The organism is Fibrobacter succinogenes subsp. succinogenes S85 (assembly GCF_000146505.1).
GTDB lineage: Bacteria > Fibrobacterota > Fibrobacteria > Fibrobacterales > Fibrobacteraceae > Fibrobacter > Fibrobacter succinogenes.
This window is the reverse complement of record NC_017448.1, coordinates 3,181,424-3,207,011: the sequence shown is the minus strand read 5'-3', so window position 1 is coordinate 3,207,011 and position 25,588 is coordinate 3,181,424. Positions and strand designations below refer to the sequence as shown.

The window sequence follows — 25,588 nt, the reverse complement described above, 5'->3', positions numbered from 1 at the left end:
TTCCACAAGAACAGCTTTTTTTTATTTTTTCAAGTATGAGATTACAAATAAAAAATATTGTTTTGGGGATTTGCTCCCTGCTTGCTATTTCTGCGACAACACACGCCGCAGAAGTTACAGGACCGCAGGGTAACGACAGAGCCCTCACTGTAAGTGATTTTATGCCGCACAAGGCTATCACCAAGGATTTCAACGAGACTTGGAGTTACCAGTTCGTATTCGACAACGGCACGCGCGCCTTTGTGAACTATTCCCTGCTCAACGTACCAGGATCGGGCCGCAAAATCGGCTGCGACCTGAGCTTCTGGAACTTCAAGGGAAAAACCTATTCCGTCGGTCGCCAGTACCCGCCTGAGCGCCTTGTTGCAAGCAAGGAAAAATCAACAATTACCATCAAGACGGACGAATACATTCTCCAGAACAAACCTGGCAAAGGCCATCGCGTCCTTTACAGTGCCGACAAGGGTGGAAAGTTCCTTCTGGACGTGACATTTGAAAGTGCGGTCCAAGGCATGGTTCCGGGAAACGGCACCTGGACCTTCGGCAAGGAAAAGTTTGCCCAGTATATTCATATTCCGTACGGACGCGTGACGGGCAAGATTGCCTACAACGAAGACACATTGATGGTCAAGGGCTACGCCTACATGGACCAAACCTGGCAAACCACCCAGGCAACCGAAATCGCCGCACGCACCATCAACTTTAGCACCAGCGACAAATCGCCGATGCACGCAGGCCGCATTACACTCACGACAGACGGCCAGCTCATGGGATATGCATTGTACAACGGTCCGCAAGGCTTGAAGGTCGCCATTCCGACAAAGGTCAAGGAAGGTGGCTCCGATTACAATGGCAAGAAGTTCCCGAAGACCACGCTCTCCTTTGAATGGAAAAACGGCGTACCGGCCATGGTGTTCCCCGTGAACAAGGTTTTGCAGAAGGCCTCGCTCTTGGACAAGATTGACGGCTGGTTTGCAAAGAAGGCCATGAAGATTGCTGCAGGTGGCGAAGTTTTATTCTACCGCGGCAGAAGCAAGAACGGTCTCGGCAAGAATATTGACTGGGCTATTACAGGGGTCAAGGACTAATGACGAAGTTTAGGCCGTGCATTGACTTGCACGATGGCAAGGTAAAGCAGATCGTCGGCAGTTCACTCTCCGATAGTGGAGCGGGGCTCAAGACAAATTTTGAAACAGACAGGTCATCCGCATGGTTTGCCGAACTCTATAAGAAAGACGGCATCAAAGGCGGGCACGTGATTATGCTTGGTAAGGGAAACGAGAGCGCGGCAAAGGACGCGCTTTCGGCGTATCCAGGGGGTATGCAAGTTGGTGGTGGTATCAACGCCCAGAACGCTAAAGAATACATTGACGCGGGCGCATCGCACGTGATTGTGACGAGCTGGATTTTCCCAGACGGAAAACTTGACCGTTCGCGCCTTGACGAACTTGTAAAGACGGTCGGCAAGGAACACCTGATTTTGGACTTGAGTTGCAAGCGCACCGGCATGGTCAATGGCAAGCCACAATGGAAGATTGCGACAAACCGTTGGCAGACGATTATCGATATCGAAATCAACAAGGAAACGCTTGAAGACCTCGCCAAAAGCTGTGATGAATTCTTGGTTCACGCAGCCGATGTCGAAGGCAAGCAGCAGGGCATGGACGACGAGCTCATCAAGTTCCTCGCCGAGAATAGCCCAATTCCCGTAACGTATGCAGGTGGTGCAAAATCGCTTGAAGACCTGATCCATTGCAAAGAAATTTCGAATGGCAAGATTGATCTTACCATTGGTAGTGCATTAGACTTGTTCGGTGGCAAAGGAGTGATGTATGACGACTGCGTCAAGTTCAACAAAGCTCAAGGCTAGCGACAAGCTTGATTCACGCCCGGCAATTTTTGGACGCAAGGTCACGAGCACCTTCCGTAAGATTTTCTCGTTTGACCACAGACCTCCCGGAAACATCCGCACTTGCTGGATTCCGCCTCTGGTGTTTTTAACGCCGATTATAAACTTGCCGAAGCTCTTAAAATTGCGTTTTTACTTGAAAAAGGAACGCAAGCAAAGAGACCCGAACGATGTACGCATTTTGTTTTACTCGGACAATTTGGACGAGACAAATGGCATTGCGAACAACTTGAGAAACGTAATCCCGTACATGCGCGCACACGGCATGAAGGCTTACCTCGCCGGCAGCGCTTTCAATACGCGCCCCTGCGGTGTGATTGAAAACAGCTATTGCGTTTTGTTACCGCGTTTGTTCAGCATGGAACAGCTCGGGTACGCGAACAGTGAACTTGCAATTCCGCGCATTTCGCCGGCACTGCGATTGCTCAAGCGCTACCCCATCGACATGATTGAACTTGAGACCCCGAGCCCTGGCGCTTGGACGGTCTGCATTTGCGCCTGGATTGCAGGCATCAAGGTCTTTAGCCATTACCGCACCGACGTGCCAACCTACGCAAAAACGCTTGTGAAAGCAAAGTGGATGCACACGTACGTGCTTTGGCTCATGCGCATTTTCTACTGGATGGCGCGCCCAGTCATTAGTCCATGCAATGACTACGCAAACATTCTGCAAAAGGACCTGAAGGTCCCTGCAAATCAGGTGCAGATCCTCCCCCGCGGGCTCCCGCTTGACAAGTTTTCGCCCACAATGCGCGGCAAAGGGGCTTGGGAAAAGTTCGGCAGCGAGCGACCCAACAAGCCTGTGCGATTTGCATTTATCGGTAGAATTTCCAAAGAAAAGAATCTGGAATTTTTGAACTCCGTGTGGAGCAAGTTCTCGGCCAAGCACGACGACGTGGAACTCATGTACGTGGGCTACGGCTGGTATCTTGAAGAAATCAAGAAGCAGTTCAAGGACAATCCGAGTGTTTGCTTTGCAGGCGAACAGGGCGGCGAGATGCTCGCGAGCCTCTATGCGGATGCAGACTTTTTCTTGTTCCCGAGCACAACAGATACATTCGGAAACGTGGTCGTAGAAGCGATGTCTACAGGCACGCCCGCGATTGTAAGCAATTACGGCGGTCCGCACGACATTGTGCAGGACGACAGTTGCGGACGCATTTTGCCGATTGACGAAGCGAAGTGGCTTGAAACGCTCGAAGAATGCCGCACCATCAAACTTGAGAAACCGGAACTCTACGAACAGATGCGAATTGACAGCCACAAGCGCAGCGAACGCTACACGCTTGCAAGCTCGACCAAGACGCAGTTTGAGTATTTCAGGAAGTTAAAGCGAGAAACGTACGGGATATAAAAAAACAGCCCCAAGGGCTGTTTTTTTATAGTCTGCAAGTTTTTAACAACTGACCTAGACTTTTTTAGGCCAGTCAAACTGCGCTAGAGAATGGTCTATATTACCAAGGCTCCTATTTATAGTTTCGACGGCTGATGAGGGAGTTCCAAAGTATTCGTTCCAATAAGCCATTCCATATTCTTTCCAAAACGCATACATTTTTTCTAGAGCGGTTTCCACATCCGTTTCATTGAAATAGATTTTGCAGTTATACGCATTTTTTAACGGATTATGATGAGAATGATGATAGAATACATATATGGGTTCCTTTATATCCGTTGGAAGCTTTTTCTTGGATTCGTACAACCTACATTCTTGTTCCGTTAAACGACGCCCACCATTTTCTTGAGCATACTTACAAATCACATCATTGAAGTCAAGCATTTTTTCATAAAAATCCCTTTCTGCCAGATCAATTTCTTCACTATTGAGATTTTCGCCTTCAAGATTTCGACTCACAAATTCAATACAAAAATCATCCGCCTTTTTATTTCCATAGACAAACTGAATCGAAGCCGTTTTATGTCTCCAATCCCTATGATTAACAAAAGGAACTCCTATATAATAATCATTCCCTAAAAAGAGGTATCCATTGCGAAGCCTATCTCCATTCTGCTTTCTCACAGAATAAAAGAATCCATCATTTTTACGTTTTTCTTCAAACCAGTCAAAGAAGTACTTGTGCATTTTTTCCAAAGGATATTCTGGCATATATATTCTCCATATTTTTTGCTGTTCTATAGCCAATATAACAACAACAATGACAGAACGCAATCATTTTCTTATATTCCCCCGCATTATGACACCAGATTCGTTGAAACGTTTGCGCGAGTGGTTCAGGGCGAACGCGGCAGAATTGCCGTGGAGACCTGCGGGCTTGGACGCGCCCCGTGATCCATATGCTGTATGGATTAGCGAGACGATGTTGCAGCAAACGCAAGTTTCGACGGTCAGGGATTATTTTACGCGATGGATGAAGCGGTTCCCGGACGTGGAAGCACTGGCCAAGGCGGAAGAAGCCGAGGTTTTCAAGTACTGGCAGGGACTTGGTTATTACAGCCGCGCTAGGAACATTTTAAAGACAGCGAAAATAGTCGCAGCGCTTCGGCAAGCCCAGGAACCTTGCAAAATGCCCGAGACGCGCAAGGAACTGGAAGCATTGCCAGGAATCGGGGCATACACAGCAGGTGCTATTTTAAGCCTAGCCTACCACCAACGAGAAGCGATTTTGGATGGGAATCTCGTCAGGATTTTTAGCCGTTTGTACGAGCTTGATTTTTTGCCGACAGATAAAGGTTCCGCAAATAAAAATTGCACTGAGATTTATTGGGAATATGCGCGGGAAGTGGCGGATTCTCCGAAGGCGTACATGCATAACGAAGCGTTAATGGAGCTTGGGCGAACAGTCTGCAAGACGAAATCGCCACTTTGCGAAACATGTCCGCTACGCGGCGAATGCCGCGCATTCCAAGAGTGCCGCACAACTGAATTTCCGCCCGCCAAAAAGCGCACCGAAAAAAGCTGGCATGGAACCGTACTTGTAGTTGAGAGTGCGGACGAAAAAATCTTAGCTGTGAATGGCGGACAAAAATTCTTGGACAAGCAGCTTGCGCTCCCACATTTTGAAAGTGCTCGCCACGCCACTGTAGCACTCCCCGCCAAAGCAGAAGATTACATCAACGCCGACGAAGTCAAATCCGTTGAATATTGCGGGACGTTCCGCCACAGCATTACGGTGCATAAAATCGAATGCGACGTGTTGCACGTGCAACTTTTGACAAAAGCAAAGGCTTCGCATTTGCCAACAGAAAACAGCGACAAGCCCACCGCATTTGAATGGATAGAAAAAGCGAAAGCCTTTGAGACCTTCGCGAATAGTTTCAGCTTAAAAGCGTTAAAAAAAGTGTTTTGTTAAAAAGCCTTTTTGGCGGTGCAGACAAAACGGAATCGGCTGTATCCACCATTCGGTGTTTCAACAACTTCCTTGCCAAGCACTTGAACAAGAGTTCCCGCCAAAGAAATTGCATATTTCGGGAAACGCTGTTCAAAGGTAACATCCCAGAACCAGTCTCCCTTCACAACTAAAGGATCCCTTGAGCGGAGGTTCCATTCGGCATCACTTCTGTAACGGATAGAATGCGAAATACGGAAAGACCTCTTGATAAGCCAATCGGCATTAAACGCCACAAAGAATTCAGCAGGATTGACTTCAAAACGTTTTTGGTTGCCATCAATACGTTCAAAGCCTGTAAGCGCCGTAAACTTAAACATTTCCTTGTACCAAAGGTTGAGCCAAAGTTCACCCGTCACGCCCTTAATCCAGGAATTGATTCGACCAACATCACCATGACGAGCTGTATAATTCTCGCCATCATCAACAAACTCTTTCACATCAAACGTTTCTGCGCCATATTCAGCCCAGAAACTTCCACGAACACCAACGCCAAGGAAATTCGTGAGCGTGTCTTCAATACCGACATAGCCTTGCAACAAGTTCATGTGACCATTTGCAGTCAGAGAAACTGTATCGCCATCAAAAAATTCTCGCGTATCGGCAATCGGATTCAAACGCGTTCCGGCAATATTCTTAAAGCCCACCGTCACATTCATTTTTTCAAACGCAGGCACTTGGTATTCAAGGCTATCTTGAACAAGCCAATCCCTATCATTCACACCGAACATCACATCAAACTTAAGCTGATTCATCGGTTTGAAACGCATTTCAAGGAAGGGCCATAAGACACGATCATCCTTGAGTTCCGTATAAACAACGCCATCATCATCAACAAATCGGAATGCAAGCCCGGCAGAAAGTTGTAACATACCTTGTTTGCATTTTTCGCCACAGGTATAAACAAAGGAGCCATTAACTTCATGGCGTTCGCCCAATTCCTTTTTACCATCATCACGATATTCTGCATTTTCATAAACAAGCGTTGTAGAGAAATTCCAGAAGTCGGCACGCGCTTCGACACGCGGCTTGTACAGCACAGGAATCCATCTAGAAGTTTCCGTAAAGAGCCAGATGTATTCCATGCCAGCAAGCACTGATGCATTTACAAAATCGTTGGTATAGCCAAGTCCACCGTAAGCAGAGCTGAACAGCGGCCAGTTTTCACCAAAATGCGAGAACGACTTCTTGGTTTTAGAAATTCTATAGCCACGACCAGCTCCGTAATGGTCATCTTGGAACAGACGCCCTGTAGCCCAGAAACCATGAATCATCGGTGTACGGAAACCGCCTTCCAAAATCGGTGTTCTGTTGTCTGGACGACTTTCAACCTCAGTCAAAAAATCCTGATAAATCAAGTCACCAAGTTCATTGCCTGTTTTCATCCAGACAGATGGTGTTTCGATAGGATTCCAACTCGGCAAAACAGACATGCGATTGAAAAGCAAACGATAATGCAGTTTGCGAGGCGTCCACAATTCGCTTTCAGAATGAATTCCGCCCGCCCCTAAAGTACGATCAAAATAGAACGTTGGTGAGCCCATCAAGAATGTTCCGTCATCGCGGGAAACGACTTCCAAACCTTCCATTTCAGGATCAACGGATGCAAAAACGGAAACAGCAGCAACAGCCAAAGCTGAAATTATTTTATTAACAAAGGAGTTCATTACCAGATGCTCCTTTCAAAAGTGATACCAGCAGACAACATATCAGAACGTTTCGGGAGAGTCCAAAGCCGTTCCCACATCACATGGAAACCAGCACTATAATCTTGGAACCTAAACACAGGCAAACTAATTCTTGCATACCAGCCAAATTCCGTTTCGTTATCGATCAACGAACCACCTTTTTGAAACCAATCGGATTTTTCCGCATCAGCACGGACCCAACTGCAGGTAAAGCCGCCACCGAGAGCCACCGGACGAATCGTCGGCCATTTCCATTCCGCACCGACACGACCCATAAATTGATGAGCGCCATCATATTTAATATCGGTACGAGGCTTGAAGTACGTGTACTGGAACATCACAATTCCATCAACGTTTTCCCAGTAAGTGTAACGCACGCCTACGCCACCATATAAAGCGTTTTCCACAGCATCCATCAGGTCGCCCATCGGGTAGATTTCACCACCCTCAAGAAAAACGGACAAATGCGAGAATGTGATATCATTTTCTACAGCGACAGAATCCTTCGCAAATGCGAACGGATCTTCAGCATGCAAAAGCGATACCAGACTTAGAGCTAGGATCGTAATGAGTTTTTTCATTTTTTGTATTCCAAAGCTTGTGCAAAAAAGCCGTCAAGGCGGGAATCCTTGAGACCAGGCAATACCGGTTCGCCGACTTTCACGAATTCAGGATGAACCTTGACGAAGCGTGCGATGACTCGCGTTGTTTCCGTCGGATCGGGGCTGCAAGTGGCATAGACTAGGCGCCCGCCAGGAGCGAGTGCCGTCGATGCATTTTCGAGAATCTTGAACTGGAGTTCGGCAACTTCATTGATGGATTCCGGAGTCATGCGGTAGACGGATTCCGGACGGCGAGCGATCACGCCCATGTTGCTGCAGGGAACGTCAAGCAAAATTCTATCGAATTTTGCTTCAGACGAGAGAGTAGATTGCTGCGGGGAGGTCGCGGAGGCTGGAGCGAGGTCGATGACTTCGGTCTTGATGTTTGTAAGGCCGAGGCGGTTCATCAGGTCTTGCATTTTTTCGAGACGCGAGGCAGACGAATCGCTCGCGAGAATCTCGAGCGAGCTATCCATTTCAGCCATGAGAGCGGTCTTACCACCGGGAGCGGCACAAGCGTCCCAGACTTTCAAGCCAGGCTTCAAGTCGAGGAGTTTCACGACTTCAAATGCGGACGGATTTTGGAACGAGAACTGCCCTTTCACAAATTCCGGAAGCGCAAGCAAGAGCTTCACGCCCACGTCACGCGGGATTTCAATAAAGCGGTCGTAGAGAATCGAGGCGCCCGTAATGCCGATTTTTTCGGCAAGCACCGGAGCGCTCGTCTTTTGCAAGTTCACGCGGATCCATTCAGTCGGGCGCTCCAGTGTCGCCTTCGCCAAGGCTTCGGCGCGGTCGCCTCCGTACACGTCGAACCAGCGACGCACAAGCCATTCAGGCACAGAATTCTCGACGCTCACGCGGCGAACGCGCTGCGGTGGAAGCGCAGGCTCGCCTTGACGGCGAGCAGTGCGAAGCACCGCGTTCACAAGCCGCGCAGTACTCTCGCCGAGATTTGCAGACTTTGCAAGTTCCACGCTATCATTGATTGCAGCGTAATCCGGCACGTCCATAAAGAACATCTGGAAGAGGCCCATTTCAAGAATCACGCGGGCTTCGAGCGATGGCAATTTCTTCGTGAGCGACTTGACGAAATATTCAAGGTACAAGTGCCTGCGGCAAACGCCCAGAGCAAGTTCCATCGCAAAAGGAGAAAGTCCGCTTTCCTTGATGAACGAGCCATCTCTTTGCCAAAGCAAAAGGACTCGAAAGGCTTCTTCACGTTCCGTTAACAAAATTGAAGTCCCTCGCGCTTTTGAATGCCACGCATAAAGTCTGCTACAGGCATCGGCTTTTTGCCTTCGGCCTGAATTTCAATCACTTCGAGAACGCCTTCGCCAGTGCCGACAAAGAGTCGGTTGTCCTTGAATTCGACAACACCCGGAGCAAGCTTCGGACCATTTTCGGGAGTGTCCGTCTGGCGCAAGTACACCATGCGGCCACCGAGCTTTCCATAGCCACCCGGCCACGGATTGAACGCGCGGATGCGATCGTGAATCGTGCGTGCCGGCAAATTGAAGTCAATCAAGCCTTCTTCTTTCTTGATTTTCGGAGCGCCACTTGCCTGTGCGTGGTCTTGCGTCAAATCCTTTTCGCAACCATTCTTGAGCTGGTTCAGCGCATCGTCCAAGGCATCGCAACCCGGAACAACCATCTTGTCGAGCAAGCTTGCGGTTGTGTCCTGATGGTCAATCACGACCGTGCGCTGTGCAAGAATCGGACCGTGGTCCATCTTTTCGTCCAGGCGGAAAACGGTCACGCCTGTTTCATTAAGACCATCGGCAATGGCACGCTGCACCGGAGCGGCACCGCGGTACTTCGGGAGCAAACTGCCGTGAACGTTCACGGCACCAAACTTTGTGATGCCCAAAATGTTCTTGGGCAAGATGGAATACGCCACGACGACATAGAGGTCGGCATCGTACTTGCGGAGGTCTGCTTCGAATTCAGGAGACTTCAAGTCCGTCGGCTGCAAGACCGGCAAATTGTGCTTGAGCGCAGCCTCTTTCACAGGCGGAGGCGTAAGCACGCGGCCACGGCCTGCCGGGCGATCGGGCTGTGTGACAACAGCTAAAACTTCGTTATCGGAAGCAACGAGGTGCTCCAAGAATTGAGCCGCAAACGCGGGCGTTCCCATAAATACAATTTTCATACCGCATAATATAGCTATTGCAAACGTGAAGGCGTTTTCTATCTTTGGGCGCATGCGAGTATTTTTACAACTAGCCCTGATTTTGGGGATTTGCTACGCAGGCGACCTCATTCATGATTACACGGGCATTCCCGTCCCCGGCAACATTCTCGGAATGCTCATCCTGCTCTTGTTACTTTGCCTAAAAATCGTGAAACTTGACCAGATTCGCGAAGTGAGCGATTTCTTCTTGAAACGCCTTTCGTTCTTCTTCTTGCCCCCTGCAATCGGCCTTATGCTCGTCGGCGATGACGTTAAAAGTCAATGGCCACTATTGCTGTTCCTCTGCATCGTGATTACGATTATAACCATGGTAACAACCGGCTGGACCGTTCAACTTTTAAGCAAAAAGAACAAAAACAAAAATTGACTTTAACGCGCTATGTTTGGAATTATTCTTACAATCATCACTTTTGAGCTTGGCGTCACCATCCGCAACAAATGGCGTAACCCGCTTTTGAACCCAATTCTCATCGCCACCATTCTCATCATCGGATTTTTGACCGTCACAGGCATCAAGTACGAAACATACAAAGTAGGCGGCGATTACATTTCGTTCTTTCTCGGACCTGTAACAGTTCTGCTAGCCGTTCCTTTGTACAGACACATTCAGGCTCTCAAAAACAATTGGCTCCCGATTTTAGCGGGAATTCTCGTGGGTTGCATCACAAGCATCGCCTGCATAATCGCTTGCGCCAAGATTTTCAACATCAGCAAGACGCTAATGCTTTCGCTCATTCCGAAGTCCATCACTATTCCGATGGGTTCTGTGGTATCCGAGCAAATTGGCGGTATTCCGTCTATCACGATTGTGGCAATAGTCATTACGGGAATTACAGGCGCCGTGACAGCACCGCTCGTTTGCAGATTTTTCCGCATCGGGAATCCGGTTGCGCAAGGCGTTGCCATTGGAACAGCGAGCCACGCACTTGGAACGACAAAGGCGATGGAAATTGGAGAAGTTCAGGGTGCGATGAGCAGTTTGTCCATTGGCGTCGCAGGCGTGATGACCGTATTCGTGACACCAGTGATGCTCAATATATTCGCTTAAAAACAAGAATACCGCCCCCGGCACTAAGGCCGGGGTGACAATGCGCGGGCGTTTCAAAATCCGCTATCTCGCGGGACTTTTTCCGATGAGCACGGTCGAGATGATGCTTTCGGTTTCAGGAATTTCAAGAAGTTTTTTGAGCTCGTCGTGGTAGAAGAAATGTTCTTCGCGGGCGGTCTTGTTGAGCAAGCGCGCGGAGACGTAAAGCGATTCGGCGAGCACGCCCGCATTCAAATTCATATAGCGGTAGCCGCGGTTCCCAAGCACCTGGCAAGATTCATTCAAATTCGAAGTAAGCACCACAGCGAACATGGAATTTTGAACTTGTTCAGGAACGGCAAAGCACTTGTTAAACTTTTTCGGATTGGCAGAACCGCTTTGCATATAGATGGACTTGCGAACAGGGATGTAGCGGTACACGCCCGCATACACAAACATCACATCAAAAACCACCACCCAAATTTTTATTAGCCCCGCGCCAAAAGCGTTCAACTGAGCGAGTTCCAGCCAGCGCAACATCGACGAGAAATCATCCAAGTCTAGCGTTCCGTGAACAAAAGGCGCAGCGACTTTTTTATCAGTGCGCAAATACCACAGTTCACGCAAATAATACTCATTCGTAAACTTCGACGGCGTCAGCGGAAATTCATCGCCCGGGAGCGCCTGCACATTCAAACGGCGCACCTTCATGCAAAGGTTCAAGTTGTCAATGTTTTCTAGACGATTTTGCAACATGAATCGCGACGGATATCGCGAAATTTCCATACGGCATTCATCTTCGCCCGCATAAGCGCCCATCTCCGCATGGTTCGAATACGCGAGTTCACCAACGCCATCATCGACGGAATTGAACGCGACCATGCTCTTTTCCGGGAAAACAGCAATTGCCGCCATCGGCATTTCAGTAGCCCCGAGCTTGAGCGCAACCGCAATAGAATCATCGACAAACCCGCCAAGCGCAAAGACTTTTTGCCCACGCGACTTTGCCAAAAGAATCGTATTGGCACAAGCAGAGCCCACGTCCATTTGCACCTGACGATATGCCGCCTCGCGGAACCGCCAAACAGCACGTTCCAGGAGCCCCGTGTAAATGAAAATCGTCTGCGCTTCGGTTATAAATTCCTGTTCCGGAAACGATGCAAGAATCGCCTTGCGGACATCGACACCGCCAATCTTGACAAGCTTCGATTCTGCACGGTCCACGTAGTAAACGCCATCGGGAACCTCTCCCCCATGCACCACGGCATAGACGCAAACCGGATTCAGATAATCCGCCGAAATCGGTGCCAAAAGCGGCATGAATGCGGCCGTCAGAGGATAGCGATTGCACCCCTCATAACGCTTATCGGCATACGCTTGCTTTTCCCAGTGCATAATGACGGGATCCCCGCTTCCATGGGGAATGTACTGGGTTGATTCGTGGTAAATTTCCGAAAAATAGCGCATCCAAAACCAAAGATAAAAAGAATAACGTTTGTCAAACGCTTTGCGTCAGTTAAATAAAATATTTTTTAACGTTTTTCGTACAGAAAGTGGACTTTTAGACCAAAACACTTATTACACTTTTTATTCCGATATATCATTTTACATAGCATAAAACCGACCCCCAAATATATCTTTGGTAAAAAAGAAAAAATCACCTTAAGAGGGTTTTATGCAACTCAAGAATTTCTATCCCAAAATGAGCGTTCTCGGTATCGCAACCGTGATGGCACTTACCGCCTGTGGCGATGAAAATACCCAGGCACTGTTCGCCAACAATCCGGTTCCGGGTGCCGAAAATCAGGTTCCGGTTTCTAGCAGCGACATGAGCCCGACCTCTAGCGACGCTGTCATTGACCCGACCTCCAGCTCTGCCGCAGTGGTCGACCCGTCTACGCTCCCTGCAGAAGGTCCTATTACCATGCCGGAAGGTCTCGGCACTTTGGTCGATGACTTTGAAGATGGCGATAACTTGAGCAAAATCGGTGATTACTGGTACACCTACAACGATAACGACAACGGTGGTGCATCCATCATCACGACTCCGCTAAACGAAGAAGAAAACATCATCCCGGGCCGCGTCAACAACGGTTCCAACTACGCCTTGCAAGTCAACTACACGCTTGATAGAGGCGATTACGAATACGATCCGTACGTAGGCTGGGGCGTGCAGGTCGCACCGGACGAAGCCAACGGACATTTCGGCGGCCTTACCTACTGGTACAAGGGCGGCGCACACGAAGTACATATCGAAATCACCGACGTCGAAGACTACGACGTGCATCTCGCCAAGTTCCCGGCATCCCGCACATGGAAGCAGGCTGTCGTCCGCTTCAAGGACCTCGTTCAAGGTGGCTGGGGCAAGGAAATTCCGTTCGACGCCAAGCACATCATGGCAATCAGCTTCCAGGCCAAGGGAAACAAGAGCAAGCTCGTGACCGACTCCCTCTTCATCGACAACATCTACCTGCAGGATTCTTCCGAAGTTGAAAAGGACCAGCCGGATATGGAAATCAAGGACCCGGTCATTCCGGTCGTTGAATTTACCGAAGCTGAAATCACTGTGACGAACCCGTTGCAGGAAAAGGCCATGAAGTACCTCAACAAGGGTGTCAACTTTACCAACTGGCTCGAAAACGCAGATGGCAAGTTCAAGTCCTTTGAATTGGGCGAAAGCGACGTCAAGATTCTTGCCGACAACGGATTCAAGAGCCTCCGCTTGCCGATTGACCTTGACCTCTATGCCACAAACCGTGACGCATTCATCGCAGGCACCGACACAGAACTCAAGTTCGATGACGACACCTTGTTCCTGGTTCTCGACTCCTTCGTAGAATGGACCGCCAAGTACAACATGTCTTTCGTGATTGACTACCATGAATATGACAACAGCTACAACACCACCAGCGCTAAGGACCCCAACTACATCAAGATGATGGCAGAAACGTGGAAGCATGTTGCAGCCCACTACGCCGAAAGCCCCCGCGAAGACTTGTTCTTCGAACTCTTGAACGAACCGGACATGAGCGATGGTAAGGTCACTGCAGCAACATGGACCACCGCAGCCCAGGCCATGATTGACGCCATCCGCACGGTTGATACCAAGCACACCATCCTCTTCGGTGATGCCCAGTGGTACTCCATCACGCTCCTCGCCAAGCGCACTCCGTTCACCGATGACAACATCATCTACGTGATCCACACCTACGAACCGTTCGCCTTCACGCATCAGGGCGGTTCCTGGACGGACTACGCCACCATCCACGATATTCCGTTCCCCTACGATCCGGCAAAGTGGTCTACGGTTTCTGGCGACTTCGGTGTCAACAAGAGCACAAAGTCCTACGTGAAAACCAACATCAAGAACTACTACAAGACCGGCAGCAAGGAAGCCATCTTGGAACAGATTCTCAAGGCCAAGAAGTGGGCCGCCACCAACAACGTACCGGTGATCATCAACGAATTCGGCGCATTGAACCTCCGCTCTACCGCTGAATCCCGCCTCAACTACCTCACGGCCATGCGCGAAATCTGCGATACCCTCCAGATTCCTTGGACGCACTGGGGCTACACCGGCAACTTCTCCGTGATCGAAAACGGCAAGTTGATTGAAGGCCTCGACAAGGCACTCGGCGTCGGTAGCAAATAAGTCTCTCCTTAAAACCCCCTCAAAAAAAGGTCACGCAGAAATGCGTGGCTTTTTTAGTAGGAAGTAGACGGTAGGAAGTTGGAAGTTAGAAGTAGGAAGTAACAGGAATGGCGCAATGGATACAGTTGACACAGATACATTACAAAACCCAGCTTTATAAACATTTTATGCCAAGCTTATTACGTATTTTTATGAGTGTAAAAATAATCCTCATCTCCTCCAAAGCAACCGCATGAGCAATCATGCGGTTTTTCTGTATGTTTTTGTTTTCCCGCCCACGCTCAAAATTCTAAATTACTACCATGAAGATTAAGATTAAGAGCATTTTTGCAGTCTGTACCGCATTTTTAGCGGGAACAGCAAGCGCCGCCGGCTTTTACGGCAACCAGAGCGATATCAAGTGGAAAACCGCAGGCACGGAACATTTCCAGTTCATCTACCCTGTTGAATATTCAACCCACGCCGCTAAAGTTTCCGCTTACGCCGAAGCCGTTTACGATTCCGTCACGAGCCGCTACAACAAGCCGCTCCCACGCATCAATGCGGTCTTGAACAATGCCCTTTACAGCAACGGCAGCGCCATCCCGAGCGAAAATGCACTGAACCTCTGGCTCACCAACTGGGATTTCAAAATTCGCAGCAGCCACGGCTGGATTTCGGATGTGGTGACGCATGAATTTAGCCATCTCGTGAGCATTGAGAGCGGGGCTAAAATTGTCCCGAACCTTTACGGCTTCCAGTTCAGCTACACGGACTACTATAATGAACGCACGAGAAGCGACTTCCTCACAATGATTCCGTTCACGTTGCAGCCGCTTTGGTTTGCCGAAGGTACTGCGCAATACGAATCTTCACGCATGGGTTTTGACGCCTGGGACACGCATCGCGACATGCTCCTCCGCACTGCAGCCTTGAACGACAGCCTCATGACACTCCCCTACATGCACGAATTCTCAGACAATTCGCTGTTTGCAGAACTCGGCCCCTACACACAGGGATTTTCTCTCGTACTCTACATCGCCAAGCATTACGGTGAAGACGCCGTCCCTAAAATTTGGCATGAACTCGGAAAGCCCTACCGCGCCACGCTTAACGGTGCTATCAAGAAAGTTTTAGGCATCTCCGAACAGCAACTTTACGACAACTGGAAAAAAGAAATTACCGAGTATTATCAGGCACAAAAAGATTCTCTCGGCACGCTTGTCGAAGGTATCAAGATGACGAAGGACGCCTTCTGGCAGGACTTCCCTGTCGTGAGCGGCAACAACCTTTACGGTATTTCAAACTTTGGCGGTCCATGGTTTGACGGAGCTGTTTTCAAGATTCCGCTTTCGGATACTTTAAAGACGAAAGACGAGAGACGAGAGACGAAAGAAGACTCCACAAGTGCCGCCGATTCAAGTAATGTTGTCGATGGTGTAGAGATTGGCGATATCGCAATTGAAACAGAACCCACCGACAGTCTCATCAACATTGGTGATTTTGCAAAATCCGGATTTAGGGCGAAAAAGCCCTGGTTCGACAAGGGCATTGACGTTTACAACGATAGCGTACATGGCCCATTCCTCACCTACATCAGCTACCAGAATCGCGACAAGGATGGCCATGCCCACTTTGACGTTGCCGTGAGCGATACAAGCAAGAACGAAGCTACACTCACCTACCTCACCGATGCAGTCTATCCGTCGTTCAACAAGCAGGGTACTTCAATCGTGTTCGTGCGCCGCGAGCCGTTCAGCACGCGATTTGTATTGAGCAAGGTTCCATTCTCGAGCGACTTGAAAAAAATTTCTGCTGAAGATCCGATTGATATTTTCAAGCCCGATTCTTCGCTGCTCTACTATAATATTTACAGCCCGAAGTTCAGCCCTGACGGAAAGCGAATCGCATTTAGTTTCTTTGACGATACGCAACGCGGGATTGCCGTTGTGGACACAAACGGTGCAAACTTCAAAATCGTAAGCACCGCAGGCTATGACGAACGCGATGTCAACTGGATTGACAACGACAAGATTATTTTCGCAAGCAACCGCAACAACATTTTCAACTTGATTGAAAAGGACCTGAACACCGGCAAGGAACGCGCCCTCACAAACGTAGTCGGTGGCGCATTCACGCCGACTCTCGCTGGCGATACGATATTCTTTACGCAATATGACAAGGACGGTTTCTCGCTTTACAAGTTGCCTTACAGTAAAGAAGCAGAACCCATATTCCGCGACAGTGTTGTCGTGACTGTACGCGATAGCGTTTTGCAAAAGGCAGACACAATCCAGGTCGCATGTGCCGACACAACAAAGTCCGTTGATTCAACGAAGACCGCGGCCGCAGTTAATGTTGCAGACGCGAACACCGCCGATTCCGCCAAATGCACACAAGTCGTTTTGCACAAGGACGTGATCCAGGTGGAGCACCGCGATACAATCAAAGTAGCCATCATTGATTCGACACAACGCGAAATCATCTTGCATGGAACGCTCCCGCAAAAGCAGCACAAAGAGCTTGAACTCATTGACCGCGAATTTGCAGGCGCCGAACGAAACTACAAGCCGATTCCGAACATTCCGCTGTTCGTCCCGATTTTCAGCATCTCCGAAAACGCCCCGAGCATGACCGTCTTTGGCGAAGGCGAAGTCAAGGCTAAGCTTGGCCTTGCTGTCGTCATCAGTGACGCTCTCAAGAAAAACACGGTACAGCTAGGACTGATGCTGGAACTCGGCAAAGGCTTTGACTACATCAACACAGACGGTCTCAATCCCGAAATAGAAAAGGAATTCTTTATTGCATGGGATAACCGCAGCACGCCTATTGACCTTGGGCTTTCGTACAGTTATGCGAACTACACAAACGAAGAAACCATGCGTTACGAAGGCGTGGGGTCAAACGTAGCAGACAGTGTCGGCTCCAGCCGCTATTCCTACGCCATGCAAGCCATTACGGGTACCGCTGGCTACAGCATTTTCAAGAGCATTGATACATTGCAAGCGGCCATCAGCTACGATTGGGCAAACGTCAACTTCTACGATGAAAGAATCGAATGGACGTACCAAAAACGATTTAGCGCTACAATTGGTTTTGGTCTTTACGGCGACAACGAAGGCGAAGGTGGTTCGGGAATTTCCGGACAAGGAAACGGTCTCTTTGCCTATTACCAGTACGCCAACAGCGACCTTAGCCGCCCCGGATCACTTTACGTCACCGAAAACGGCAAAATTGAATCTCATTACAGAAACTTTGCACTCCACCAGTTCGGTTTGAACCTTTACGGAAGCGTGCAGACGCCTCTCCTCCACGCACGACTTGCTGCTGGCGGAAAAATCACGAGTTACCTCCATTGGAGCACCGATGACGTGAGCGATACGCTGGATTCGTACTATTACACGCCAGTATTCCTCGATGGTTACCCGTACTTACGCAGCAACGAAGACTACACGCTCTCGGGTACAAAGACGGCAATGGCGGAGCTCCACTATCTCTACCCGATTTACGATGACTGGAGACACGACCTCTGGATTTTCTCGACACGCAGTTTGTACGTTGACTTGTTTGCTCTAATTGGAGCCGCATGGAACGGAGACTTCTTCACAGACAAGCTCACCAAACATGAATTCTGGGACCGTTCCGTGGGTTTGAGTTTCCGCATGAGCAACAAGATTTGGGGAAATATTCCGTTCGATATTTCGCTCACGTTTGCTCGCGGTCTGAGCCGCATTGGCGAGGACAAGGATTTGCGTGGCGGGCGGAAGTTGACTCCGATTGAATTGCCTCTATTGCACAGGGATATCTGCCCCACGAGAATCAAGTTTTCCATTGGGATGGGTTTTGCGAACAGCTGGCAATAAAAAAAGCGGCGAAGGCCGCTTTTTTGTTTAATGTTTAGTAGTTGAAGCTTGGATTTTTGGATTCGCCGGGGAGGAGTTGTCCGGGGCTGGTGCGCTCCGCATCGCGGCCTTTGAAATTCGGATTGAGTTTCTTGATGTCACGAGATTTCACCTCGGCCTGAACATCCAGCAAGTGGCGTTCCCATTCCTGGATAGCGCCATCAAGTTCCAAGCGGGCGTTCAGCATAAGCTCCTTGAGTTGCATGAGTTCAAGCATGCGTTCGCGCTTCATCACCCAAAGTTCTTCTTCCTCGGGCATGCGTTCAATATTGAACAGCAAGTTCAAATACTTTTCTTCGGCCTCGCGGTACGCCTTGTACGTGTCCTCGTAAACGAGATTACGGTCATCAGTCATGGTCTGCTGCGACGAAACATGCGTCGCGCAACCGATGAAGTTCATCGCGACAGGGAGAAGGAAGAATGGTAAAATTCGCATGCTTTTCAAAGTACAAAAATTAGTTGGCAGAACTTAGTTATTGCTCGGCGGCGTCGGGGATGTCACGCTTGGTATTGTAAAGTCTTTCGTACGAGATGTGGCTCGTGAACGTGACAGTATCCTTTGTTTCGGGGTGGATCATCGTGTGCGTTCCGACCTTGACTTCACGTTCCTGGCACGGGAGACCCGTTTCCGGTTCAATCATGACTTCGAACTCGGTGCGGTATTCGCCCTTGAGGCCTGCGGTGTAAGCCTTAAACTTGTCCGGCACAATCTTGCTGCCCACGTGCTGTTCCCAGATGAAATACGGGAAGCTTTCCGTTTCTTGCAAGTAGACGACGTAGTCCAAACACTTGCGGTGGTCGCGATTCGTAAAGCCCTTCGTCACCACGGAGTCCACCTTGATAAGCGCAAAGTTCAAGCGCCCCTGCTGTTTGAGGAGCTCTGTCACATTGCCCTTGACCGGCACAACGCCCTTGAGCAAGTGGTCCATTTCCCAGCGGTGCTTTTCCAAGCGCTTGAGATGCGGCTTGAATTCAGGATTCAAAAGCTGTTCGCGCCAGCGGCTCGGCATCGGGACATGGGCAAGCAACGTGTCATAGCCATCATCAATGCCGGTAAGGCTCGTCACATTGCGGTCCACGGCGGCAAGGCTCACTTCCTTGATGCGCCAGGCGAGTTCCGTCGGCATAAAATTCTTGAGGTATCCGCGAGACTTGTCAATCACGTAATTGCGCTTGACAAACGTCGTATCGCCTTTTGAAGAGTAGTTCAAATCGGCATACGTCGCTGTAATCGTCCCCATCTTTTCTTCGCCCTTCAAGTCCAACGTCGCATAATAGCTTTCGGTGTACATTTCAAGCGTAACAGGAGCGTTTAATTTATAGTCAACAGATACTTCAGATTCGCCACAAGCGGTGAGCATTGCAGCAGCAAACATTCCACTCAAGAATTTTATTTTATTCATCAAGATAACCAATTATTGATTGACAATAGACAACTGTTTCGAAGCAATCACACCCTTTTCGGAGGAGACTTCGACAACAACAGTTCCCGGCGCCTTGAGCTTCGTCATTTCACGGGCGGTTGCATAGCCACCGCGACGCGAGCGGGCTTCAAGCGTAAATGCTTCCATTTTATTAGAAACATGGAAATCGTGTTCCCAAAGTTTTTCGCCCTTACTAGCGAGCGTTCCTTCGTAAAAGGCAAATTTCAAAGTATTAAAATCAAAACCCGTTCCATAACGCAACTGGATGATGAGTTCATCAGCCATCCTGAATACGCTACCCGTATCGGCTACATAACCCACAGCCGGATTCCATTCACGGCCACAGGCGATAATGGGTTCAGATTTTGAGCAACCTGCAAAAAGCCCACCCAAGGCTAAAGTTGCAAGCATAACGACTTTCTGTTTTTTGTTCATTGTATCCCTCTCTTTTTTGCCCAACAGCACTTTCCAAAATAGCAAAAAACTATCTGTCAAGTACAAACATCATCTCAAGATGGGGCGTTTGAGGGTAAAAAGCAAAGCCTTCGGCGTGAGAAAGGGCAAATCCGGCCTCGGAGAACTTGGCAAAGTCGCGTGCAAGCGTCACCGGGTCGCAAGAAACGTAAATCAGGCGGTTGACAGAGCTTTTCACGATGGCAGTCAAAGCTTCTTTGGGGAGGCCTGTTCGCGGAGGGTCAACGATGAGGGTGGCGGGGACATCAACGACGTTTTCGACGAGCCAATCTTCGGCAGGGGCCGAGACGTTTTCAATTTCCGAGGTGCGAGAAGCCACGCAATCCCGAGATGCCGCAGAATCTTCGGGGAACGCCGCAGGGACAGACAAATTAACTTTCGCATGTTTAAGGCAGCCTTCTTCACGTTCGACAGTCGTAATCTTTCTGAACTTGTCCTGCAAAATACAGGCAAAGAAACCAACGCCGCTGAACAAGTCAATCAGCCAAGCGTCAGAAGACTTGCCACTCGCCAAGCCTTCATCCACAGCCTTACGGACGGATTCGACAAGTTCCGGCAAAAGCCCCAAGTTGCTCTGGAAAAATACAGAAGCATCCGCTTCGATTTTGCGGCCTGCAATTTCGACATGGCTTATGGCATGTGCGTCAAAGTCGGACTTGTGCATTCCCGGGTAATAGAACGAGATTTCGCCAGCACCGTTATCGAAAATGTTCACATCGACATCGCGGCGACCGCCCGAATGGCAATTATCCGCGAGAAGCGTCGCGGCAGGCCCACGCAAGAATTCATTCAAGCCATCCGTGAGCACAGGGCATTTTTCAAACGGGACGATGTTATTGCTTTCTTCACCACGGAAACCAAAGGCCGCTCGTTTTGCAGCACCATAACCGGAATTGCCGCGAAACACGACACGAGCGCGGTTTCTGTAGCCCCACGCATTCCCTGTGTGGATAACAAAATCTTCAGGCAGTTCCGCATGAGCGAGGCGCTTGAAATTTTCGCGTTCGACTTTTTCGAGATATTCCGCTTGCTTTTCAGAGGCAAGATGTTGCAAGCTGCAACCGCCACACTTGCCGTACAGCGGGCAAAGCGGCTTTACGCGATCGGGGCTTGCTTCCAAAACTTCAACAACGCGGCCCTTGGTAAAATCCTTTTTCTGGAACGTCAAGCGAACCTTGCAAAGTTCACCCGGCAGCGCTCCCGCCACAAAACACACGCGACCATCTTCCAAGCGAGCCATGCCCTCGCCCCCCTGCACCATTTTTTCGATGCGGAGCGTAAAGCATTCGCCACCTTGCTGACGGCCAAGTTCGCGACGACCGTCACGACGGTCGTTATTGTGGTTCAAGCGCGTGCCTTTAAACGAGCTACCATTGCCCTTAAAGCGGTTATTTCTGCGGAAATCTGCCATGAATGTAAAAATAGAAATTTTATCATTCCCCAAAATAATCTTTATCCGCAGGGGCTATTTCGCAACGGAGAATGGGGAATAGAGGCTGGACGACATAAAAATTGGATCCATACGTTTTAGCGTTCTTTTCATCAAGGCACGGAATATCAATTATCATCGATTGTCCTTTTGAAATTTCCGTAAAAGGGTCAAAAGAAACAACATGAGGATAACGATTGCCCAACTCGCGATAGAAAGTTCGTTCTCTTTCTGCATCCTCTGACGAGGAATCTCTTTTGAGGCCTTTCCATGGCAAGAAAATAGAATCGCTCGCAAGCAACGGTTTTACTTGTTCATGCGCCCGATCATACCTAATGAATTTTCCCGTAACAGGCGCAATACTCCTTGAAGGAGGCGTCATTTTAAAATGAAGTTTTTCATTAGATGATATGTAATAAGGGAACGTTTTATTCCCAAGCCAACATTCGCGATTTTCATCATTCAATTTAATCGTAAGTTCAACAACTACGCCTTTATCATTTGAACCAGCAATTCGACCTGTGCAATTTCCTTCTACTTTAGAAAATTTCCTCAGTTGTCTTTTTTTCAAAACAAAGCTATTAGTCGTATCAAATTCGGCGCTCGGACCGAAGTCATGTTCAAAGATCCAATATGAATTCAGTTGTTCCGCTGTTGGCTTTACGGATTCAAACTTTTTTATACGGCACTCATTTTTGAACTCGTATTCTAAAATTCCGCGTTCACTCAGCGCAAGCATCCACAATTCACGTGCACAGGAATCGGGCGACTTTTTCACATTTTCAACCGCTTCTTTAGAAAGATTTAATACTCTATCTTTTTTTACTTTTTCCTTAGGATAATTCAAAATACTGTCTGGTGTTTGAAATAATAACTGAACATCAACAAACCCAAGATAATCATCTATCTTCAAAAGTGAATCTAAAAGGCAATTTGAGTCATATCGGGAAAGACTACTATAAAAGTCTTCTCTATCAGATAACGTTTTTCCAGAATCACGAGCCCATTGACTCTCATATATTTCAAGGAGCACATCCATGTCGTTATCCCAACAGCCGACCAGTTGACTCGTTGTCGAATCGGCATTTGCAATTGAGGTCTGCTTTTGACTTTGCCCATTTCCAGACGGCACAAAAAGCCCAATTAAATTCACAGCAGCAATAATCCAAACAAGAAATAGCCACAGGCCTTTTGCTAAAAAACGAACGCGAACATTTATCGAATCCAAGAAAAGCGAAATCGCAGCTAGGCAAATAAGAGGCAAAGTAACACAGCTCACTATCAACTTTAAACCATAATTGTTCAAAGAGAGGTCCAACGAAATGAGCTGAGATTCAACAAATGCCCCAAAGCACAAGGATAAAGCGCACAACAAAGGAACAACTTTAGACTGCATAATTAGTAATCCCCCATAAAACAATTTGCACGTTCCAAATACTTTTTATTTATCGGGGAAACAATCAAACCTTTAACAGTAACCTTTTTCGAAAAAGGTTGCTCTTCTATTTTCATATCATGTGTAACTTTGCCACTTTCACTATAATAGAAAACAACGTATTCATTCTGTTTTTCTAATATGAAAAATTTAAACCAAGGAAATTCTAGAAAGGGAGTCGTAATAGTCACTAACGGATGTAGCCCTTTTTCATCTTCGTACAGGAGGCCGACTTCATCTTTTACACTCGCCAAATGATAATGAAATTCATACAAACGTTCAGTTTCATTGCCTTTTAGATAGTGGAAAATTTTCTTTCCTTCTACTTCGCAGGGAACCGATTTGCCATCAGTATTTTTCGACAATATGGGAGTCGGCTCTTGAGAAGGCGACTGCTTAGGCCAACATATGAACAACAAAAATAGGCACACCCCCGTAAATAAGATTACGCAAACCTGAGTTACATATTCAAACTTTTTTCGAAAAGAGCCGGGCTTATTCGCCTTCTCATTTTCCATCATTTTTTCTTTTAGCATACAACATATATAGTTAAATTAAACCTTTCATCCCCGCTTTTTGCATTTTTCGCCCAAATTTCGGCATTCGGAAAAGAAAAACGGGGTAATTTAGCACAGCCATGTTCCAAAATTTTCTAAATTGTCGCCCAATGGAAATGACATCGATAGTTTTGCCTAGCGCTCTCACTGCCGCGAACAGCAAAAAGCTGCTTTCGAGTTGCAAGAGCGCCCTCACCAAAGGGGAGCTTCATCTGGACGGATCAAGCCTTGCCTCGATGGACTATAGCGCCGATGCCTTTTTTGCACTTTTAGCGGAACTTTCCGAAAAGACAGGCAACAAGCTCGTTCTTGAGCATTTTCCGCCCGAAATCAAGCAGCATTTGCAGAACCTCCGCAAGATGGTTCCGCCCGAGAAGCCGCAGCGCGAGACCAACAACATCCTCGAAATGATGGGTGGCGCCGGTTTTTCGCTCCTCAAAGAAGTCTTCGAAGTCCTCGTCTTGCTCTTTACGGCGATTTACTGGACCATCGTCGGACCGTTCGACAAGGGTAAAATCCACTTTGGCGGTATCACCAAGCAGATGTTCAAGTCGGGCAGTGAAGCCATGGGCATTTGCTTCTTGTTCGTGGGCCTTATCTGCCTTACGATGGCTCTCCAGAGTTCCGTGATGCTGAATGCGGTCGGCGGCGGCTCTTACCTCGCTTCAGGGCTTGGGTTCCTCATTTTTGCAGAAATTGGCCCGCTCCTCACAACGATTATTTTGGCCGGGCGTTCCGGTAGCGCCATGGCAGCAGAAATTGCAAACATGAGCGTCTGCGAAGAAGTCAAGGCTTTGAAGTCCATGGCTATTCCGCCGGTGCAGTACCTCGTGGTCCCGCGTTTTATCGCGTTAAGCATCACGACGCCAATCCTCTCGTTTAGCGCATCCATCGTCGGCAGCTTCGCCGGGTTCCTCATTGCGTATTTCTTCTGCGATATTTCTTTCTCGAACTACATGATGGGGCTTCGCGACGGCATCGACCCGATGACGTTCCTCAAGAGCACTATCAAGGCGCTTGTATTTGGCTGGATTGTAACGCTGATTGCCTGCAACAAGGGTCTCAACGCCCACGGCGGTGCAGAAGCGGTCGGTAAGGCGACCACGTCCAGCGTCGTTGCGGCTATTTGCACGATCGTGATTTCGGATACCCTTTTCGCCTTCATTTTCTACTAGAGGTCAATATGGACGAAATTCTAAAAGTTGACCACTTGAAAGCGAGCTACGGCAACGAGACTATCCTCAAGGATATTTCGTTCGGTGTCAAGAAGGGCGAAATCCGCATGGTGCTCGGCAGCTCCGGTTGCGGTAAGTCGACGCTTTTAAACAACGTACTCAAATTCATCAAGTCCGACGAAGGTACAATTACGTACTTCGGAAAGTCGTTCGGCCCCAAGGAAGGCCTCGACAGCGAAACGCGCATGCGCACCGGAGTGCTCTTCCAGAGTGGCGCTTTGCTAGCAGACTTGACCGTCGCCGAAAACGCGATGCTCCCGCTCAAGCGCAGCATGCCCTACATGCCCAAGAGCCAGATGGAAGCAATTGTCGCAGATCGCCTCGAAAAGGTTCATCTACTGCACGCGTTCCACAAGTTCCCCGGCGAGATTTCTGGCGGTATGAAAAAGCGTGCAGCTCTTGCTCGCGCGATTGCGCTCAAGCCAGAACTTCTATTCTGCGATGAACCGTCCACAGGCCTTGACCCGGTGACCGCCCGTTCGCTCGACGAACTGCTCCTCGAACTGCGCGACACGCTCGGTGTATCGATGGTGATTGTGAGCCACGAACTCGAGAGCATCAAGATTGTCTGCGACCGCTTTGTGTACCTCAAGGACGGCTACGTCCTGAAAGATGCGACTTTGAAAGAAGGCATGGAATCTGACGATCCCATCCTCAGGCATTTCTTCAATAGGCAGTGCCCCAAAGAATACAATGCCGAAGACTTTTACCACTTTGACTTTATTGATTGAGTTGGA

22 protein-coding genes are annotated in these 25,588 nt (G+C 48.7%); 10 read left to right on the top strand and 12 right to left on the bottom strand.

Features of this window, described 5'->3' with window-relative positions; translation table 11 throughout:
- The first annotated feature begins 35 nt into the window (after positions 1-35).
- From FSU_RS13235 to FSU_RS13225, 3 genes are read left to right on the top strand one after another with little or no spacing between them, the layout of a single operon-like run.
- The gene (locus FSU_RS13235; RefSeq protein WP_014546882.1) at positions 36-1,088 is read left to right on the top strand and encodes a lipocalin-like domain-containing protein; all 1,053 of its coding nucleotides are present in this window, start codon (positions 36-38) and stop codon (positions 1,086-1,088) included.
- Positions 1,088-1,870 (top strand): phosphoribosylformimino-5-aminoimidazole carboxamide ribotide isomerase, encoded by a 783-nt coding sequence (gene hisA, locus FSU_RS13230; protein ID WP_014546881.1) that lies wholly within the window; start codon positions 1,088-1,090, stop codon positions 1,868-1,870. The genes FSU_RS13235 and hisA overlap by 1 nt, the downstream gene beginning before the upstream one ends.
- A complete protein-coding gene (locus FSU_RS13225; RefSeq protein WP_014546880.1) occupies positions 1,833-3,263 on the top strand; it encodes a glycosyltransferase in 1,431 nt (476 codons plus the stop codon). The genes hisA and FSU_RS13225 overlap by 38 nt, the downstream gene beginning before the upstream one ends.
- 54 nt (positions 3,264-3,317) lie before the next feature.
- Here the strand turns inward: FSU_RS13225 and FSU_RS13220 are convergent, their stop codons facing one another.
- On the bottom strand, positions 3,318-4,013 hold the full coding sequence (locus FSU_RS13220; protein ID WP_015732240.1) for a hypothetical protein: 696 nt from the start codon (positions 4,011-4,013) through the stop codon (positions 3,318-3,320).
- An 88-nt stretch (positions 4,014-4,101) separates the two neighbouring features.
- Between FSU_RS13220 and FSU_RS13215 the strand changes: the two genes are divergently transcribed.
- Positions 4,102-5,217, top strand: a complete 1,116-nt coding sequence (locus FSU_RS13215) for an A/G-specific adenine glycosylase (RefSeq protein WP_244263649.1) — start codon at positions 4,102-4,104, stop codon at positions 5,215-5,217.
- Here FSU_RS13215 and FSU_RS13210 read toward each other — a convergent pair.
- From FSU_RS13210 to fmt, 4 genes are read right to left on the bottom strand one after another with little or no spacing between them, the layout of a single operon-like run.
- Complete coding sequence (locus tag FSU_RS13210) at positions 5,214-6,920, bottom strand: hypothetical protein (protein WP_014546877.1); 1,707 nt, start codon at positions 6,918-6,920, stop codon at positions 5,214-5,216. The two genes, FSU_RS13215 and FSU_RS13210, sit on opposite strands and share 4 nt — an antisense overlap.
- Positions 6,920-7,522, bottom strand: coding sequence for a hypothetical protein (locus tag FSU_RS13205; RefSeq protein ID WP_015732239.1), 603 nt, complete (start codon positions 7,520-7,522; stop codon positions 6,920-6,922). The genes FSU_RS13210 and FSU_RS13205 overlap by 1 nt, the downstream gene beginning before the upstream one ends.
- Positions 7,519-8,742, bottom strand: coding sequence for a transcription antitermination factor NusB (locus FSU_RS13200; protein ID WP_244263648.1), 1,224 nt, complete (start codon positions 8,740-8,742; stop codon positions 7,519-7,521). Before FSU_RS13200 ends, FSU_RS13205 begins: the two co-directional genes overlap by 4 nt.
- 29 nt (positions 8,743-8,771) lie before the next feature.
- On the bottom strand, positions 8,772-9,695 hold the full coding sequence (gene fmt, locus FSU_RS13195) for a methionyl-tRNA formyltransferase (protein WP_014546875.1): 924 nt from the start codon (positions 9,693-9,695) through the stop codon (positions 8,772-8,774).
- A 52-nt stretch (positions 9,696-9,747) separates the two neighbouring features.
- Here fmt and FSU_RS13190 point away from each other — a divergent pair, with 52 nt between their 5' ends.
- Entirely contained in the window at positions 9,748-10,104 is a 357-nt protein-coding gene (locus FSU_RS13190; RefSeq protein WP_014546874.1) for a CidA/LrgA family protein, read from the top strand.
- 12 nt (positions 10,105-10,116) lie between these two features.
- Positions 10,117-10,785: an LrgB family protein gene (locus FSU_RS13185; protein ID WP_014546873.1), complete on the top strand. Its 669-nt coding sequence runs from the start codon at positions 10,117-10,119 to the stop codon at positions 10,783-10,785.
- Positions 10,786-10,848: 63 nt separating this feature from the next.
- Here the strand turns inward: FSU_RS13185 and FSU_RS13180 are convergent, their stop codons facing one another.
- The gene (locus FSU_RS13180; RefSeq protein WP_014546872.1) at positions 10,849-12,231 is read right to left on the bottom strand and encodes a nitroreductase family protein; all 1,383 of its coding nucleotides are present in this window, start codon (positions 12,229-12,231) and stop codon (positions 10,849-10,851) included.
- Positions 12,232-12,439: 208 nt separating this feature from the next.
- On the opposite strand from FSU_RS13180, the gene FSU_RS13175 reads away from it, so the two are divergent.
- Together FSU_RS13175 and FSU_RS13170 are read left to right on the top strand one after the other, a co-directional pair.
- Positions 12,440-14,416 carry a cellulase family glycosylhydrolase gene (locus FSU_RS13175; RefSeq protein ID WP_014546871.1) on the top strand — a complete coding sequence of 659 codons (1,977 nt, stop codon included), beginning with the start codon at positions 12,440-12,442 and terminating at the stop codon, positions 14,414-14,416.
- A 302-nt stretch (positions 14,417-14,718) separates the two neighbouring features.
- Positions 14,719-18,258 carry a TolB family protein gene (locus tag FSU_RS13170; RefSeq protein WP_015732238.1) on the top strand — a complete coding sequence of 1,180 codons (3,540 nt, stop codon included), beginning with the start codon at positions 14,719-14,721 and terminating at the stop codon, positions 18,256-18,258.
- Positions 18,259-18,292: 34 nt separating this feature from the next.
- Here FSU_RS13170 and FSU_RS13165 read toward each other — a convergent pair whose 3' ends face one another.
- From FSU_RS13165 to FSU_RS13140, 6 genes are read right to left on the bottom strand one after another with little or no spacing between them, the layout of a single operon-like run.
- Positions 18,293-18,733, bottom strand: coding sequence for a hypothetical protein (locus FSU_RS13165; protein ID WP_015732237.1), 441 nt, complete (start codon positions 18,731-18,733; stop codon positions 18,293-18,295).
- Positions 18,734-18,770: 37 nt separating this feature from the next.
- A complete protein-coding gene (locus FSU_RS13160; protein WP_015732236.1) occupies positions 18,771-19,700 on the bottom strand; it encodes a hypothetical protein in 930 nt (309 codons plus the stop codon).
- A gap of 12 nt (positions 19,701-19,712) precedes the next feature.
- Complete coding sequence (locus FSU_RS13155) at positions 19,713-20,156, bottom strand: hypothetical protein (RefSeq protein WP_015732235.1); 444 nt, start codon at positions 20,154-20,156, stop codon at positions 19,713-19,715.
- A gap of 49 nt (positions 20,157-20,205) precedes the next feature.
- Positions 20,206-21,606, bottom strand: coding sequence for a class I SAM-dependent RNA methyltransferase (locus FSU_RS13150; protein WP_015732234.1), 1,401 nt, complete (start codon positions 21,604-21,606; stop codon positions 20,206-20,208).
- Between the two features lie 22 nt (positions 21,607-21,628).
- A complete protein-coding gene (locus FSU_RS13145; RefSeq protein WP_015732233.1) occupies positions 21,629-23,020 on the bottom strand; it encodes a hypothetical protein in 1,392 nt (463 codons plus the stop codon).
- A gap of 2 nt (positions 23,021-23,022) precedes the next feature.
- Positions 23,023-23,595, bottom strand: a complete 573-nt coding sequence (locus FSU_RS13140) for a hypothetical protein (protein WP_015732232.1) — start codon at positions 23,593-23,595, stop codon at positions 23,023-23,025.
- Positions 23,596-23,732: 137 nt separating this feature from the next.
- Here FSU_RS13140 and FSU_RS13135 point away from each other — a divergent pair, with 137 nt between their 5' ends.
- Both FSU_RS13135 and FSU_RS13130 read left to right on the top strand, forming a co-directional pair.
- Positions 23,733-24,791, top strand: coding sequence for an ABC transporter permease (locus tag FSU_RS13135; RefSeq protein ID WP_157747956.1), 1,059 nt, complete (start codon positions 23,733-23,735; stop codon positions 24,789-24,791).
- Positions 24,792-24,799: 8 nt separating this feature from the next.
- Entirely contained in the window at positions 24,800-25,582 is a 783-nt protein-coding gene (locus tag FSU_RS13130; protein WP_014546866.1) for an ABC transporter ATP-binding protein, read from the top strand.
- Positions 25,583-25,588: the final 6 nt, after the last annotated feature.